Annotated in this window: 16 protein-coding genes; all 16 read right to left on the bottom strand. The window is 40.3% G+C overall.

Annotated elements, in window-relative coordinates:
* Positions 1-490: 490 nt before the first annotated feature.
* The 16 genes from JZO85_RS18880 to JZO85_RS18805 all read right to left on the bottom strand — a co-directional run bounded on the left by JZO85_RS18880 (position 491) and on the right by JZO85_RS18805 (position 15,276).
* Positions 491-1,132 carry an L-fuculose-phosphate aldolase gene (locus JZO85_RS18880; protein ID WP_207110065.1) on the bottom strand — a complete coding sequence of 214 codons (642 nt, stop codon included), beginning with the start codon at positions 1,130-1,132 and terminating at the stop codon, positions 491-493.
* 12 nt (positions 1,133-1,144) lie between these two features.
* Positions 1,145-2,200: a s-methyl-5-thioribose-1-phosphate isomerase gene (locus JZO85_RS18875; RefSeq protein WP_207110064.1), complete on the bottom strand. Its 1,056-nt coding sequence runs from the start codon at positions 2,198-2,200 to the stop codon at positions 1,145-1,147.
* Between the two features lie 38 nt (positions 2,201-2,238).
* Positions 2,239-3,480, bottom strand: a complete 1,242-nt coding sequence (gene mtnK, locus JZO85_RS18870; protein ID WP_207110063.1) for an S-methyl-5-thioribose kinase — start codon at positions 3,478-3,480, stop codon at positions 2,239-2,241.
* A 243-nt stretch (positions 3,481-3,723) separates the two neighbouring features.
* Positions 3,724-4,077, bottom strand: a complete 354-nt coding sequence (locus JZO85_RS18865) for a PTS glucitol/sorbitol transporter subunit IIA (protein WP_207110062.1) — start codon at positions 4,075-4,077, stop codon at positions 3,724-3,726.
* 20 nt (positions 4,078-4,097) lie between these two features.
* Positions 4,098-5,102: a PTS glucitol/sorbitol transporter subunit IIB gene (gene srlE / locus JZO85_RS18860; RefSeq protein ID WP_207110061.1), complete on the bottom strand. Its 1,005-nt coding sequence runs from the start codon at positions 5,100-5,102 to the stop codon at positions 4,098-4,100.
* Between the two features lie 90 nt (positions 5,103-5,192).
* Positions 5,193-5,753 carry a PTS glucitol/sorbitol transporter subunit IIC gene (gene srlA, locus JZO85_RS18855; RefSeq protein WP_207110060.1) on the bottom strand — a complete coding sequence of 187 codons (561 nt, stop codon included), beginning with the start codon at positions 5,751-5,753 and terminating at the stop codon, positions 5,193-5,195.
* A gap of 65 nt (positions 5,754-5,818) precedes the next feature.
* Positions 5,819-6,298: a transcriptional regulator GutM gene (locus JZO85_RS18850; RefSeq protein ID WP_207110059.1), complete on the bottom strand. Its 480-nt coding sequence runs from the start codon at positions 6,296-6,298 to the stop codon at positions 5,819-5,821.
* 51 nt (positions 6,299-6,349) lie between these two features.
* Entirely contained in the window at positions 6,350-8,194 is a 1,845-nt protein-coding gene (locus JZO85_RS18845; RefSeq protein WP_207110058.1) for a BglG family transcription antiterminator, read from the bottom strand.
* Between the two features lie 20 nt (positions 8,195-8,214).
* The gene (locus tag JZO85_RS18840; RefSeq protein ID WP_207110057.1) at positions 8,215-9,015 is read right to left on the bottom strand and encodes an SDR family oxidoreductase; all 801 of its coding nucleotides are present in this window, start codon (positions 9,013-9,015) and stop codon (positions 8,215-8,217) included.
* A 253-nt stretch (positions 9,016-9,268) separates the two neighbouring features.
* Positions 9,269-10,297: an NAD(P)-dependent oxidoreductase gene (locus JZO85_RS18835; protein WP_207110056.1), complete on the bottom strand. Its 1,029-nt coding sequence runs from the start codon at positions 10,295-10,297 to the stop codon at positions 9,269-9,271.
* Positions 10,290-11,135 carry a rhamnulose-1-phosphate aldolase gene (gene rhaD / locus JZO85_RS18830; RefSeq protein ID WP_207110055.1) on the bottom strand — a complete coding sequence of 282 codons (846 nt, stop codon included), beginning with the start codon at positions 11,133-11,135 and terminating at the stop codon, positions 10,290-10,292. Before rhaD ends, JZO85_RS18835 begins: the two co-directional genes overlap by 8 nt.
* A gap of 26 nt (positions 11,136-11,161) precedes the next feature.
* On the bottom strand, positions 11,162-11,344 hold the full coding sequence (locus tag JZO85_RS18825) for a hypothetical protein (protein ID WP_207110054.1): 183 nt from the start codon (positions 11,342-11,344) through the stop codon (positions 11,162-11,164).
* Positions 11,345-11,368: 24 nt separating this feature from the next.
* A complete protein-coding gene (locus tag JZO85_RS18820) occupies positions 11,369-12,064 on the bottom strand; it encodes an L-ribulose-5-phosphate 4-epimerase (RefSeq protein ID WP_207110053.1) in 696 nt (231 codons plus the stop codon).
* Between the two features lie 15 nt (positions 12,065-12,079).
* A complete protein-coding gene (locus JZO85_RS18815; protein WP_207110117.1) occupies positions 12,080-13,141 on the bottom strand; it encodes a zinc-binding dehydrogenase in 1,062 nt (353 codons plus the stop codon).
* A gap of 27 nt (positions 13,142-13,168) precedes the next feature.
* Complete coding sequence (locus JZO85_RS18810; RefSeq protein ID WP_207110052.1) at positions 13,169-14,590, bottom strand: PTS galactitol transporter subunit IIC; 1,422 nt, start codon at positions 14,588-14,590, stop codon at positions 13,169-13,171.
* A gap of 383 nt (positions 14,591-14,973) precedes the next feature.
* On the bottom strand, positions 14,974-15,276 hold the full coding sequence (locus JZO85_RS18805) for a PTS sugar transporter subunit IIB (RefSeq protein WP_207110051.1): 303 nt from the start codon (positions 15,274-15,276) through the stop codon (positions 14,974-14,976).
* Positions 15,277-15,345: the final 69 nt, after the last annotated feature.

Below are 15,345 nucleotides of genomic sequence, written 5' to 3'. Positions count from 1 at the left end.
CTCTTGACATATGCCTTAAGACACCTTTAGTATAACATCGAACAAAATCATGTCAACGCTTTCTTTTCACAAACTATCATTTTCCATCAATCGGAACATATGTTAAATAAGTATTAAATACCGTAAAAAACGTGATGCAACAACAATTACAATGTAGCACTCATTATATTCAATTCATTTCAAATAGAAACGAATCACAATTTCACATCTTTAAAATAACTAATAATTATTTCGGCGTAATTTATCTTATTCTGCTAATCACAAAAAAATAGAATCTATTTGATTAATGATTCACAATGCTGCAAAGTTCAAATATCCTAAAAAATGGGTTTCCTAACTATGGTAAATTTTTTTCGCCTTCTAATAATGTGATTTATCTCATTTTATTGTGAATGAACAAACTATACTATTTTTTGTCATTTCCTGATTGATTATTGAAGAGAAAAAAACAAAAACCGTAATTTTGACAGACGTCAAAATTACGGTTTTATTATTGCTGTCCGTAGGTCTCGAATTTCTCCAAAACCTCTTTCATTTGTTCTTGATTCAAAAGTTTAGGTGTACCGATACAACGAGCATGATAATCAAGCTTTGCTAAAAACTCAATATCCTTAGCAACACCAAAGGCACTCGCCAGGTCCGGTCCAATCGTTAGGACACCGTGATTCCCCAATAAAATACCATTATCCTGCTGGATAAAATTGAAGGCTTCTTCGGCTAATTCCCGCGTACCAAAAGTCTTATACTCACAACAACGAATTTTCTCACCAACAGAACCAATGATATAATGCAGCGGTTCGATTTCTTGCTGTAAACACGCAAACGTTGTCGCATATTCTGAATGTGTATGAACGACGGATCTTACATCTGGGCGATTCGCATAAAAGATACTGTGAAGATCATACTCACTTGATGGTTTACGATTTCCTTCCAGTACATTTTCCTGGAGATCCATCAAAACGATGTCTTCCGGCTCGGTTTCAAAATAAGGAATCCCGCTTGGACTGATCAGCATCGCTTCTTCTTCTGGAAAATAAATGCTAATATTCCCACCGGTACCAGTAGTTAATTTTTCGGTGATAAGTTTCTTGCCGTATTCGACAATCAACTCGCGTTCTTTTAGATGTCTCATCTTCTACTCCAATCAATAAAAATTATTTTCGGGTTGCTCCGTTAAATAGCGGTTTAAATCATAAGGCGAAAAAATTCCGCGGTCAGTTACAACCGCACCGATTAATTCCGGTGGCGTGATGTCAAAGGATGGATAAATCGCTTTGACTCCCGCTAATGTATGTTTGATACCATTCAATTCCATCACCTGCTCAGGATCACGCATCTCGATCTTGATACTTTCATGACTGATTTTATCCGTATCTGGAATCCCCGTAACAAAGTACGGAATACCAAAACGTTGCGCTAAAATAGCCATTTGATACGTTCCAACTTTATTGGCGATATAGCCGTCCTGTGCAATCGTATCTGCGGCAGAAGTGAACAAATCGATTGTTTCATGTGCCATCAGATAGGCAATCATATTATCAGAAATGACCGTCGTATCAAAGCCCATTTCCGCACAGCAGCTCGCAGTCAAACGAGCGCCTTGTAAATAGGGTCGGGTTTCTGCACAAAAGAAGCGCAATGTCTTTTTCTGTTCAATGGCTTCTCGCAGAAGCATCCCAATAATCGTCTCTCCGAAGCACTGCGTTAAGACCGTACCATTATTTGGAATTTTTTCAATCAAATATTTTGCGACTTGATCCATCGTGTAATAGCGGCGGTTTAAAGAATCAATCGTATTTTGTTTAATTGCTTCAGCTGGTTCTTCGCCCTTTTTTAATGCTGCTTCTGCAACTGCTACACATTTTTCAGTGATCAGCGTCATTCGATTAGCGGTCGTGGGTCGTGCATTGGCAATCGTATGGGCGGCTTTTTTTAAATAAGCGATTTGATCTATCGGACCTAACCCCTTACTTTCTTCAGCAGCTAAGGCCATTCCCATTCCTGCTGCGGTGTAGGGACCTGCACTTTGAGTCACCATGTCCGTGATAGCTTGCGCAACTGCTTGATGTGTCTCGCATTCAACAAATTCTACCCTAGTCGGATAAATTCGGCGATCTAAGATCCGGACCTTTCCCTCTTCGTACCATGCCACATTTTCATATTGCAATAATGTCGGCATCGTATAATCTTGTCTTTCCAACTACATTCACCTTCTACTTCATAAATAATGGAATCCTCTTATAAATTGAAAAACGCAGAACTGACACACTCATTGACTCCATCAACTAACTGACTGCCGCTAGTAATCTGTTGCCGATTGATAATTAATTGAATGCCTATTTTTAAAAGCAGCTGTTCTGCCGCAACTTTTTTCTCAGAAGGAATCAAAGATAACTCCTTCACCTTTGAATCTCCTACGACTCGCCGAATGATCTCCGTGCCGGCATACCCTACTGCATCAGTCATGATTCCTTGCAGCACGGTGTCTTTAAATGCATGATTACGATACAAGGAAACAGTCACTGCTTCATCGTAGCACCTATCCAGCTTCGCTTGAACCTGATCATAAACAGCGGCAATCATCTCCACACTCCATTGGTGGAAAGTTTGATCAATTTTCGGATCAAATAGGTTTTTGATCATTGGAAAATAGAGATGAGCCAAAACATTTCCTATGTCATATCCCGCTGGACCATAAAAGGCAAACTCGGGATCTATTATTTTTAAGCCTGCTTGATTGATAAAAATAGAGCCAGTATGAAGGTCCCCATGCAATAATGACTGGGCATTATTCATAAAATTATTACGCAGCATCGCAACCTCTACCTGCAGTGGTACATTTTCATACAAATTTTCTCTAATAAAGTCTTCGTTGCCAGGAGTCAAAATATTTCGCTGCTTGTAATCATTATACGGCTCTGTGAACACTAAATCCTCGCTGATATCACACATTTCCGGATTGATAAAGTCCCTAACATGCTGTTTTTTTACCGCCCGATCCAAAACAAGATCACTTGTTAAAAGCAATGTCCGTGCTAAATATTCTGAAATTTCCTCACTAAAGTCAGGAAATAGTTTCTTATCAATCAACTCATAGCGCATGTTTTGATAGTCTGAAACGTCTTCCATCGTCAAAGCATACATCTTTTGATCATAATAATAAACCTCTGGTACGAATTGTGGAGTTAGATTATTTTGCAAGCGTAAAATTTCTGCTTCGATTCGATTACGATCAATAGCTAATGGGCGGCCAGATGAACGCAGCAGCACATCTGCTTGCTTAATAATCAGACTTTCTTGTGTTGCCTCATTCACCACACGAAAGACATAGTTGATATTCCCATCGCCAATTTCAGTAACAGTCAGTGGTGCATCCTCTGGAAAAGCGCCTAGCTTCTCTACGACATAGCGTTTGATTATTTGCGTATCCATTAGAAAATGTTGCTGATACGCAGTCGATTCTTTTGGTGTAAGCTTCATATTATCGCCTCATTCATTTATTTTCGCTACCAGTTCAATAAGAGCTTCCTTTTTCTAAAACATGGAAAATGATTCTGTCTCTCGTCACACGATCATCTAATTAAACAGCTCAAACATTTTTTATGCTTAAACCCTCTATCTAAATCTCCCCTGATAAAACTGCAAAAAGTGTGACTGACAAAAAAACACTCATCTAAAAGTGTACATTTAAACCAGTTAAATGCAACTCTTAGATGAATGTTCTTAACTAATCGCAATTTTCGTTCCCACAGTAATCACTGGCATCGCTTTATCTTCCACATAAAGGGTGCCTGGAAGCTCTGCCGTTTTCGAACCATCAAACCGTAGCGTGATATGGCCTAAATCATCAAGATTCTTCTTTACCACATCCCCTACCGCCGTGATTTCATACACTTGATCATCGAAGGAAAAATTCATTCCTGCTATAATCTCAGCTGTGGATGGTGTCAATTGGATGTTATAACAATAATCTGCTAATGTCTCTGGTGCATCATCGCCAAAGAAAATCAACATCTTTTCTTGTTGAAACATCTCTGCTTCTGGGCCAATGTTGGTAACTTGCGTCTCAAAAATCATCTTTCATCTCTCCAAACATTTTAACTATATAATCCAAAACTTGCTAACCAAGCAACAACCACTCGGGGAACCCCATTTAGAAAACGTGAATACAAAACGGATGGTACACCAACTTCTACTGTCTCTGCTTCAGCTTCTTCCAATCCCAAACCAACCGGGATAAAGTCGCAAGCATTTTGTGTATTGATCGCAAATAAAGCAGGCAAAGCTAATTGCGGCGGAATGTTTCCTTTACCGATTTCCACCCCGATCAAGGTCCCTAAGATTTGGCTGATAACCGCCCCAGGTCCTAACAGTGGAGATAAGAATGGCAGTGAGCAGATAAAGCCAATAATGATCAAGCCAAAAACATTTCCTGCCAAAGGTTTCATCAGATTAGCAAAAACCGTCCCAATTCCTGAACCCTGAATGATCCCGATCAACAAGGACACGAAGGCCATAAAAGGAATGACTGTATTGATCATTGTCTGCACACCTTCACGAGCCGACTGATTGAATGTCGCTACGACTTTCCCGGCACCCATCCCGATTTTAGCGATAAAGCTTTTCTGTTCTGCTCTTTGTTCAGTAATTTTCTTATCTGTTGAATATTTGAACTCCCGCTCGGGCTTTTCTTCGGTGATAAAGGTCGGGCCGTTCGCTGCTTCTGATCCATCGGCCAGCATGATTTGATTTTCACCGACGGCAGACACGTAGATTTCCTCATTAATGTATTGGGCTAATGGACCACTTTTTCCTGTCGGTACAATGTTCACTGTTGGAATGTTCTTTTTAGGATAGATTCCACAGCGCAATGTTCCGCCGCAGTCAATGATCGCTAGGGCGATTTCATTGTCTGGTATTGATGTTTTGAAGCCATTAACTGATTCCATACCAGTCAATTCTTCGATTTTATTCACAATACTCGGTTTGTCTCCGCCGCCGGTTACATAAACAAATTTATGTTTTTCATCTGTTGGTGTAATTACTAATGGTCCGCCATACCCACCCGAACCTTTTACGATTTTGATACTATTATAAGCCATTTTCGCTCCTCCTAATTCATTTCAGTGTAATTATTCCTCTAAACTACTCAATTTAACTTCATATAAACTGGAAACTATGGATCGGACACGCTATTCTGTCACTGCGACTTCATCCACTTTTTTACTTAACTGGATGCCTTGTTGTTTGCAGACAAATGCAGTAGTAAAGTCTGTTGTCCAGCCACCAATAAAATTCATGACCAAACCAACAAACATATAGCGAATCGCTAATTCCATCGAATTTAATCCTAATTGAGTAATTCCTTGGGCAATCCCCATCCAAACAAACAGCTCCCCAGGATTGATGTGAGGGAAAACACCATTACTTGTATGACAGAATTGCGCATTTGACGCATAGTAACTTGGCTTATAAAATTCGGGTAAAAAGCGTGCCATCGTAAATGACATTGGATTTCCCAACATAAAAGCAGAAACAAATGGCAATACTAGATAACGGGTAAAAGGATTTTTGGAAGAAACCTTCGCAACTTTTGTTACTCTCTCTTCACCTAAAAAAGCAATCAGTGTATTCATTGCCACCATCAACATCAAAACAACTGGTACGATCCCTGTCATCCAACTAATAAATGTTTCAGCACCCGTTTGGAAAAGGCTCATGAAGCCTTCCGCAAATTTTGTAATATAATCCATTGTTACACACTCCTTTTTCATATTTATGATTTACTTATTCGTAATAAAAGCTGTAGAGACTGGAACTAACATCCTTTTTTGGTTAATTTATCTTGAATGGAAAGTTTCATTAATGATAATTGATTGCCTACATTAAAGATTGGGGATACAGGTGCTTCATCTCGATGGTTGCCGCTTTCAACCTCCACATAGACTTTTTGGGCATTCGCCGCCGCTTGACGCGTTAATTTATTTTCCTCAGACAGCATTGGAGCGTCCATCAATTGGTGGATATCTATTCCAATAAATTGCGGACGCGGTTTGAAGCGAGCCAAGATCGAAGTTCCCTGCATCATTTCAGCATCTTGAATGACCCCAGCAGCATCGACCCCCAGTAACAAGATCGTCCCTGAAGCAATTTTTCCCGGACGACGACCGATCGCAACTTTTCCTTTGCGCTTCATTCGAATATAGACAGAATTAAAATTTTTGATCTGCTTCATCCCTAAAAAAATTTGAAGAATGTAAGCAATAATTGCAATAGTTCCTAAAACAAAAATATTCATACAATACCCGCTCCTTTCTGATGCAAAGAGAAGACTCTCCGTCTCCCTTCACTAAGACCCGTTAACTAGTAGCTGCCGATATTCTTCTTTACTATTGATCTGCTTGACCTGTTCACGTAACATCTCATTGGAAGAGATGACAAAAATTGTGTCATAAAAACTGAGCAGCTCGTCTTCCATTGCCAGCGTCAGGTTTTCTGGAATTGCTACCAAAAAAATCAGTTCAATGTCCTCAAGGGATTGACCCTCTGGGTATATCCCAATAGTGACAAGAATTTCCTCACTTTTATGATTGATTCCGTGCGGAAAAGCGATTCCATTATCGATCACCGCAGATTCTTCTTGTGCTTTCGTTAGGATATACTCCTTAAACGAATCATCAATCAGCTTTTCGTTTCGTAATTTATCCAGCAAAACAATCAAATTCTTCTCATAGGGCAGATGCTTGTCTAAATGTTCAAAAGAAAACTGAATATGCTCGAACGACGCAGCCTTTGAAGCAACGATTCTCTTCCACTCGCTCAAGAGCCAATTTTCATTGAAAAGATCGGTTAACTTGATGACAGCAGTAGTGGCTTTCACATGTTTCAAGGGAATCGTCGTAAATACAGCAAAATAGCGTTCCAAATCCGTCGTTTCGTATTCTTCCTCTGAATAATGAACAATTCGAATGTTTGGTCCTAAAACGGTTGCCAACTGACGCTTAATCATTAAAGCTGTTCCTTTGCCGGTATTGCACACCACCGCAATCTCTTTCATTTTTGGCTGAGCATCGGATTTCAATGCCAACTCAAAATAAATAGCTAGGTAAGAAAGCTCAGACTGTTGAATCGGTTTTTGTAAAAAATCAGCCAGCGCTGTAATGCCTATTTCCGCCAGTTCATGGGCAAAGGCATGCTTTTGCTTGAACTCCTCACGAAATATGTCGTAGGTTTCAACTTGAAAAATGATCCGGTTAATCAAAAACATAAAATGGGCACGAATATTCTGGAACAGCACTTCTTGATCTAAGTGAATGATTACCGCCGCATTAATTTGATCCATCATGGATTGAAACAATGTTTTTACTTCTGGATTATCCGCCTGCTCCTCGGCAACCAAATTGTTGTTAAAAATATTCAATGGGAAACAAAGGAAATCAAAATCAAATTTACTAACCGTCAAACTGTAATCTGTTGCCAAGCTGACAAACAGCTCCTCCAATAATTGATCCTCCGAAAAATAATTAACATAATACGGAACCGCTTGTGTTAGAGGGTTTCCGCCTTGGATCCGTTGAATCGTTAAAATGATCGTCTTTTGCAATAACCCCAATGTACGGAAATCCATTTTCTTACTTAATGCGATTTCATCAATGCGCTTCAATAGCTCATCGCTTAACGTCGGCTGTTCCAAATAATCATACGCATGCTGCAAATAGAGCAATCGCAGCTGGGATTCGGCACCAGAGATTCGCAAGCCTTTATTCGGAGTACCAATCAAGGAAATTTGATACCGTGTCATCAGCTGCTTTAAATTCCGTAAATCCTTATTGACCGTTGAACGACTGACCCCTAACACCTCTGACAGATCATCGATTACGATATAGCCTTGCTGCTTCATAAAGCAATCAATCAAAACCGCAATTCGCTTTGTACTTGAATTGAAATCTGTCTGCTGCTTTAAACTGCCGTTCATAATTTCTGAGAACTGTTGAGGATCAATAACCTTTAATGAATAAATGGCCTCTTTTTCTTCAATTACTGCAATTCGTTCCATTTGATCATTCAATAGCTGTATCGCTTTTTTGGTGGTTTGTGCACTTGTATCAGTTATTTTCTGCAGCTCATTCAAACGCAAGCGATCATGAGTAATAAAATGCTGTAATAATTGATACCAGCGATTGATTAATGCCATCTTATTACCCCCACCTTCTTTTATCCTCGTGTCTTTCCTCCAGCAACGTTAGTCGTAACACCTGTAATATAGCTAGAACGATTAGATAAATAATAGCACACCAAATCAGCGACTTCACTGAGCTTTCCGCTCCGTCCTAATGGAATCGTAGTGGTTTTATCATAGTTTTTACGAAGCTCCTCAACAGTGATTCCGCGTGTGTAAGCTAGTGCTGTCTCGTAGGCTTCTGTTCTCAGGCCTGTTTCCTCCATGATTCCTGGTGCTACTCCTACCACTCGAATTCCTTGCTTGCCCAACTCTTTGGACCACGACCGCGTAAAGCTGTTGACTGCTGCTTTCGTTGCCGCATACGGACTTTGCCCTTCTGAGCCTTCCAAACCGCATTCCGAAGACATATTGATGATTACCCCTTCGTGACTTTTCATCATCGTCCGAGCGACTGCTTGTGTCATTAGAAAGAGACCTTTTTGATTAATTGCCATCATTTTGTCGAATACCTCATCTGATAATTCAAACTGACCGTGAGGATTTTCCTTATCCACTAATAAACGCGGAACATTGATCCCAGCGTTATTCACTAATCCGTCGATCCGATCGAATTCCTCAACGACCTTCGATACATTTTCCTCCACTTGCTGGCGATCTGAAATATCCGTCTGAAAATAGTAAAGATTATCATGCGTTACCTTACCAGGTTGAAGATCAAAGTTTACGACGATCACTCCTTGATCCAGCAATTCATCGATAATACTTGCTCCAATTCCTGAAGAGCCGCCTGTTACGATCACTTTTTTTCCTGCAACATCTAACCAATCTGACATTCTGTATTCCCTCCTCTTAATTACAAGCTCAGTATAAAGCGCTTTCCGAAAATGATTAATACGCTCTTTTTTTTGAGATTAGAAAAAAAAGTACACTAATTTGTGAAAAGGTATCAAAGACTTCACAAACTCATTCAACTTTTTAGCACTAATTACACATCAGCTCTCCAAAGCAATCACTGTGTCTCTCAGCAAATAATACTGAAAAGATCATACCTTCTTACAGAGGGCAAAAAAAGCTTAAGTAGGCGAACTACTTAAGCTTTTGCAATACTTTATTCATTTCGGTTTGTAGTAATTGTGGAGAACGCTCAATCGCATCGATCGTATCTCCAGCAATATGTGAAGTAATCACAACATTGTCCAGCTCTAATAAAGGCTCATTTGGATTGATCGGCTCTTCCCACAATACATCAATACCAGCACCAGCAATCCTTTTTTTCGTTAAGCATTCGATCAAATCGGCTCGATCAATAATATCCGGCCGAGCAGTATTAATCAAATATGCACTTGGCTTCATCAAACTCAATAATGAATGATCAACCAACTTTATCGTCTCAGGCACTACTCGTAAATGCAAGGACACTACGTCTGAGTCACTAAAGATTTCTTTCAAGCTTTTCAGCTGAACCCGATAGCCTTCCTGATCTAACGTTGCTTGATCCATAAACGCATCATAGGCGCTGACTTCTAATCCTAAAGCGGTTAATTGTTTCGCTACGATTTTTCCAATATGTCCTAATCCCACCAAACCAACTTTTAGATTGGAGAAGGAGGTTTTGTACGCATCATTCGGAAAATTTTGCGGCCACCTGCCATTTTTTACTTGAATCGCGGACGTCGCAATATTGCGAACAGTCGCATACATCAAGCCAATCGTAAAATCTGCTACTGGTTCTGCGTTTCGAATGACATTGATTACCGACAAATTCTTTGATTCTTTCACTGCTGTTAAATCAATATGTTCCAAACCGCCTCGGCAGGTTCCGATCATCTTTAACTTTTTTGCATGAGCAAGTAATTTTTGTGAAACAGGTGCTAAATGAACTAATAGGTATTCAGCTGTCGAAACAGCTTCTAGTATTTCTAACGGCCATTCAAAATTGTTCGGACCATCCCGTTCCAATATTTTGATGGTCTCGCGAAATTCTGAACGCGATTGGCCAGCTCGCCATTCAAACCGTTGAATGTTGATTGGCGCTTCAAGCATCAATCCTTTTGCCGCGGAAGCCAAATTATTCGCTGGAACAAACGGGTCACCAATCACGACTACATTAGTCATCTTGCTGTCCTTCTTCCCTCAATAGCCCAGCCTTCGGTTTCACGTGAAACTTTTCTGCTAAATCTAAAAGCTGCTGATCACTGATTTGCTGCTTAATCTCTTGTCTTGTCGAACAAATTTGCAAATAGATTTGTGCGGCCTTTTCTGCTGTTTCGACTAGACCAAAAGCATCATCCATCGTTTGTCCCGCACCCATGATGCCATGATGCGGCCAAATGACGATCCTAGAATCATGCATTTTTTCTGCCGAAGCAGCACCTAATTCACTCGTTCCAGCAACCATCCACGGTAGAACGGACACTCCATCAGGAAAAACAACTAAACACTCTGTAATCATTTGCCATAGTGTTTTTGTAAATTTTCTCTCGTCTAAATCATGAATAAAGGTCATTGCCGATATCGCTGTTGCATGGGTGTGCAAAATTACTCGATGTTCTGGATCCTGCTTGAGACGAACTGCATGACATTGAAGATGCGAAGCTAACTCGCTTGTTGGCAAATCGCCGCCTTCTAGACCCCACAGTAGTTCGTACTTGTCCCCTTCTGTACTTATGCGAATGATCGCTAAACTATCCGCGGGATTCTTCTGAATATTTTTAAAATACTTGCCAGAACCCGAAACAAGAAATAGCTCCCCTGCTAAATTTTTAACAGCAAACTCTAGCTCAACCGTTCTCTTAACCTGATCGACATCAAGATAATATTGAACTTCCTCCTGTGGCAACCGATAGCTAATATTTCCGCCATTCCGCTCTGCCCAGCCATACGCCCATAATTGACTAGTTGCCTCACACATTTCTCGGATAAAAGGAGCTTGACTGATCTCATGGATCTTCATTTCATCATCCTCCAGCTTTTAATTAATTAGAGGAGGATCGTAATTAGTCGAGCTACGATCATAAAAGCCACACCCAACACGCCGTGAATCCAATAAGTTCTACTTTTTACGACATCCCCATTGGCGCCAACGACTAGTTTTTTCGCCCCATCAAAAAAGATTTTGATAAAAAAAGCTAAACCGATCAAAACAAACAAATCGCTAATCATCGTAATCCTCCTCCATTTTAATAATTATTTTTGTCCGTAATAAGCATTTGCCCCATGCTTTCGCAAATAGTGTTTATCTAACACGCGCTGCGGCAATTTTTCTGCAAACGAATTTAATTGTCGAGTCAGCAAGTTCATCTTGCAAACTTCTTCCAATACAACTGCGTTCATCACTGCACTTTGGGCATCTTTCCCCCAAGTAAATGGTCCATGTCCATGCAGCAGCACTCCTGGAACTTCCAATGGTTTGATTTCACGCTGCTTGAATGTCTCAATAATGACATTTCCTGTCTCGTGTTCATACCCTTCATCGATTTCATTTTGTGTCAAAAAGCGCGCACATGGAACGGAGCCATAAAACGTATCCGCATGGGTCGTTCCCATCGCTGGTACATCTAAACCTGATTGTGCCCAGGCTGCTGCCCATGTTGAATGGGTATGAACGATACCGCCAATTTCTGGAAACTCTTTATATAATACTGCATGAGTCGGCGTATCTGATGAAGGGTTTAGTTTCCCTTCGATCACATTATTGTCTAAATCGACTACGACCATATCCGAAGCGGTCATTTCTTCGTAGCTGACACCGCTGGGTTTAATAACGAAATAGTTTGTCTCAGGATCGTAAGCACTGACATTTCCCCATGTATATTTGATTAATCCTTGTTTAGGTAATGCTAAATTCGCTTGAAATACTTCTTCTTTTAATTGTTCTAACATCGATTCGGTCCCCTCTTACTCTGGATTGACTGCAACAACGATTTTGTTATAAGCAAGCTCTCGATTGAACATCTTAGGCAGCACATCCGGCAAATCTGTTAACGTGATTTCATTGCTCACCATTTCTTTGAACTTGATTCTGCGCTTAGACATTTCCTCTAGCGTTGCCTCCCATGCGCGGCCTGGATAAGGTGCTGTATAGGAATTCCATGAGCCTGTAATCGTCAATTCTGCACGCATGATGCGCTCTGCCTCATGTTCAGATAATGGTAGGTCTTGATGTGAGATTCCCACTAATACCACAGTTCCATGTTTGCGAGTGATTAAAAGCGCTTGTTTTTGAGTGAATTTGCTTCCAGCAGTTTCAATCACTACGTGTACACCTAAACCCGTTTCGGCCTTGATTGCTTCTTCTAGATCCTGTTCTTTACTGTTGATCGTCACATCTGCGCCAAGTTGTTTTGCCAAGTCCAATTTTTCATCAAAAATGTCGACTGCGATCACTTTTTTTGCCCCGAAAATTTTCGCAATTTGAATCGCAAATTGTCCGATTGGGCCACAACCAAGAACCGCCACTGTATCGCCGACCTTCATATTTGAGCGCTGCATTGCATGCCAACTGATCGTCGCTGGCTCTACCCCAGCCGCTGACAATAGATCCAAATCTTCCGGCATTACTACACAGTGCTCTTCAGGAACTTTCACGTATTCGGCAAAGGCACCGTTACTGCCAGTACCGATTATGTTATAATTATCACTGAGACCATAGGATCCTTCTTTTGTATATTCAGAATTTGGATCGGGAATCAGTGGTGCAACGGCGATCTTGTCTCCGACCTGAACTTTAGTGACCTGTGATCCTACCCGATCAACAGTTCCGCTGAATTCATGTCCTAAAATGAGCGGATACATTCTTGCACCATCTTCTAAGTTTGCGCGGGGTACATCTGAGCCACAGATCCCCGCGTAAGCGACTTTGACTAATACTTCATCTTCACCAATAGCGGGAACATCCACCTCTTGAACTTCCAATACACCAGGTTTTATCAATACACTTGCTTTCATCTTTTTTGTCATGGTCATTTTCATCCTTCTCTATCTCTATTAAGCTACTTTGGTTTTAGCATCTGGGATTTCAACGCTGTTTTTTGCTGCAGCCCGTTCAACATATCCATAGAAAGCTTCTTTGTTTTTGCGGAACAAGAAGTAAACGACAAAGTATGCGACGATCGTCAAGCCAATCAGTAATGGATTTTGACTTAAAAAGGCTAAGAAGATCAAACCAAAAATTGGTTTCCCTAAAATATTGAAGCTTGTTACCATCAACGCACCTGCTGGTAAAGTAACACCGACTGTTTGCGCGATTTCTGTAAACATTGGTGCAGTATACGAACACATATACAATCCCAAACTGAACCAAATCACACCATTGAGCAATGTCTTCGCAATATTCCCATTCGATAAACATACCAACGCTTGTACCATATAAGGAATTGCCAACAAGTCAACGACTGGCAACGTTTGATTACCAGGTAAGATCATTGCGATAAATACCATGATCGGAATCAAAAGAATTCCTGAAATCAATGTCGCAGGTTCACCATAGCCCGTTGCATCATTTACACCTAGATACCATTCACGTCCTTCATTGTTGCCGCGAACGTTTTTACTAGCAGCTTGTGAAATTGGGTTGAAGGCTTGTGAGAAGATTCCTGCTACTTTCGGGAAGATCGCCATTACGGCACTGGTTGCGATCGCTACTTCTGTGATTTGCCCCCAAGCAGATAGTTCTGCTAGGTTGCTGAGATTTCCTAAAATTCCTAAAAACAGACCTAAGAATAAGCCTAGTGAGATCGGTTCACCCAAGAAACCTAATTTTTTCTGTAAGCCTTGCGGATTCAATCGAACTTTGTGCAGGCCAAGCATATTCCAAATCGGGTCCATCAATAATGCAAAGATACCTGGTTCGATATTGTGCATTGCAATGATCGTACAATTGGGATAATGATAATAGCTAGACCAGCGTCGAGCCAGCATTTCTGACAATAGTAAGCTGTACATATTTAGTAAACACATCAATACAACTGCTAAGATCATATTTTTCGTAGCCAGATAAACCATTGAGCCCCAAACCATATAAGAATAGTTATTCCATAAATCTGAAGGCTGGAATACATTGGTCCACTTCACTAGGAAAAGAACTGTTTGTAAAACTAGAGCGATCACTAAATAGATCATGCCCGCTTCTGTTGAATAGGCAACTAATGCAGTCGCCTGCCACCCCACATCAAATGCCGGAAGATTGATCCCTGTTTGGTCAACCATCTGTTGAACAACTTTAGAAATGATTGGGGTATATGAGTTCAAAATCAAGGTGAAGCCCATCAATCCTACACCTGCATATAATCCAGATAAAAATGCCTTTTGAGTCTTCACTTTTAATACTTTGGCAACCACAAAAATCATTACAGGGACAAAAACTGCTGATCCAAACGTATCAAAAACGCTCTTTAATGTTTCTAACATTTCATTACTCCTTTTTCATTTTAATGTATTTATTTTTCCTGTTGAAAAATAAGGCCGATTTTCAAGCCGTATACCATTTTACTAACTTGCTAAAGCAAGAAGGAAAACTGGCATCCTTTTTCATTTTAATGTATTTATTTTTCCTGCTGAAAAATAAGGCCGATTTTCAAGCCGTATACCATTTTACTAACTTGCTAAAGTAAGAAGGAAAACTGGCATCCTTTTTCATTTTAATGTATTTATTTTTCCTGCTGAAAAATAAGGCTGATTTTCAAGCCGCATACCTTTTTACTAACTAATGCATTTAGCCTTTGCTGAAGAGAATCAGCAAAAGCAAATTCTCTGTTACCATTCGCAAGAAACCAAAACAACCTAGTTAAAATTTATTTTTCCAACGCCGACAAAACGCCATCCACTTCTTCTAAAAATTCATCTTCACCAAAGCCTGTTAAGAAACCGATCGCATTTACTACTGGAATCCCATAGTCTCCGTCAGGTAGTGGACTCGTATAAGTAATAAAATCAAACTTGCCTGTCTTCGCTAAAGATAAAGCTTCGTTAGGATTTGCCTCTGTCGTATCAACGATATATCCTTTTTCCTCCAACGTCTCTCTTAATTTTTCCGCCACCATTGATGATGTAACTGTTCCTGATCCGCAAACGGACAATACATTGTATCTTTTCATTATTGCTCCCCCTATTTCTTTTTATTATTTTTTTGAACTTTTTACTCGTTTTTTTTCAGGCAATCTGCT

Source organism: Candidatus Enterococcus murrayae, from assembly GCF_017315985.1.
Classification (GTDB): domain Bacteria; phylum Bacillota; class Bacilli; order Lactobacillales; family Enterococcaceae; genus Enterococcus_A; species Enterococcus_A murrayae.
Note: the sequence above shows the minus strand (reverse complement) of the source record. Positions and strands in the feature narration are given on the sequence as shown.

Coding starts and splice junctions, on each gene's coding strand:
- JZO85_RS18880 (WP_207110065.1), bottom strand. CDS start 1,132: ATGAGACATCTAAAAGAACGCGAGTTGATTGTCGAATACGGCAAGAAA.
- mtnK (WP_207110063.1), bottom strand. CDS start 3,480: ATGAAGCTTACACCAAAAGAATCGACTGCGTATCAGCAACATTTTCTA.
- JZO85_RS18865 (WP_207110062.1), bottom strand. CDS start 4,077: ATGATTTTTGAGACGCAAGTTACCAACATTGGCCCAGAAGCAGAGATG.
- srlE (WP_207110061.1), bottom strand. CDS start 5,102: ATGGCTTATAATAGTATCAAAATCGTAAAAGGTTCGGGTGGGTATGGC.
- srlA (WP_207110060.1), bottom strand. CDS start 5,753: ATGGATTATATTACAAAATTTGCGGAAGGCTTCATGAGCCTTTTCCAA.
- JZO85_RS18850 (WP_207110059.1), bottom strand. CDS start 6,298: ATGAATATTTTTGTTTTAGGAACTATTGCAATTATTGCTTACATTCTT.
- JZO85_RS18845 (WP_207110058.1), bottom strand. CDS start 8,194: ATGGCATTAATCAATCGCTGGTATCAATTATTACAGCATTTTATTACT.
- JZO85_RS18840 (WP_207110057.1), bottom strand. CDS start 9,015: ATGTCAGATTGGTTAGATGTTGCAGGAAAAAAAGTGATCGTAACAGGC.
- JZO85_RS18835 (WP_207110056.1), bottom strand. CDS start 10,297: ATGACTAATGTAGTCGTGATTGGTGACCCGTTTGTTCCAGCGAATAAT.
- rhaD (WP_207110055.1), bottom strand. CDS start 11,135: ATGAAGATCCATGAGATCAGTCAAGCTCCTTTTATCCGAGAAATGTGT.
- JZO85_RS18825 (WP_207110054.1), bottom strand. CDS start 11,344: ATGATTAGCGATTTGTTTGTTTTGATCGGTTTAGCTTTTTTTATCAAA.
- JZO85_RS18820 (WP_207110053.1), bottom strand. CDS start 12,064: ATGTTAGAACAATTAAAAGAAGAAGTATTTCAAGCGAATTTAGCATTA.
- JZO85_RS18815 (WP_207110117.1), bottom strand. CDS start 13,141: ATGACAAAAAAGATGAAAGCAAGTGTATTGATAAAACCTGGTGTATTG.
- JZO85_RS18810 (WP_207110052.1), bottom strand. CDS start 14,590: ATGTTAGAAACATTAAAGAGCGTTTTTGATACGTTTGGATCAGCAGTT.
- JZO85_RS18805 (WP_207110051.1), bottom strand. CDS start 15,276: ATGAAAAGATACAATGTATTGTCCGTTTGCGGATCAGGAACAGTTACA.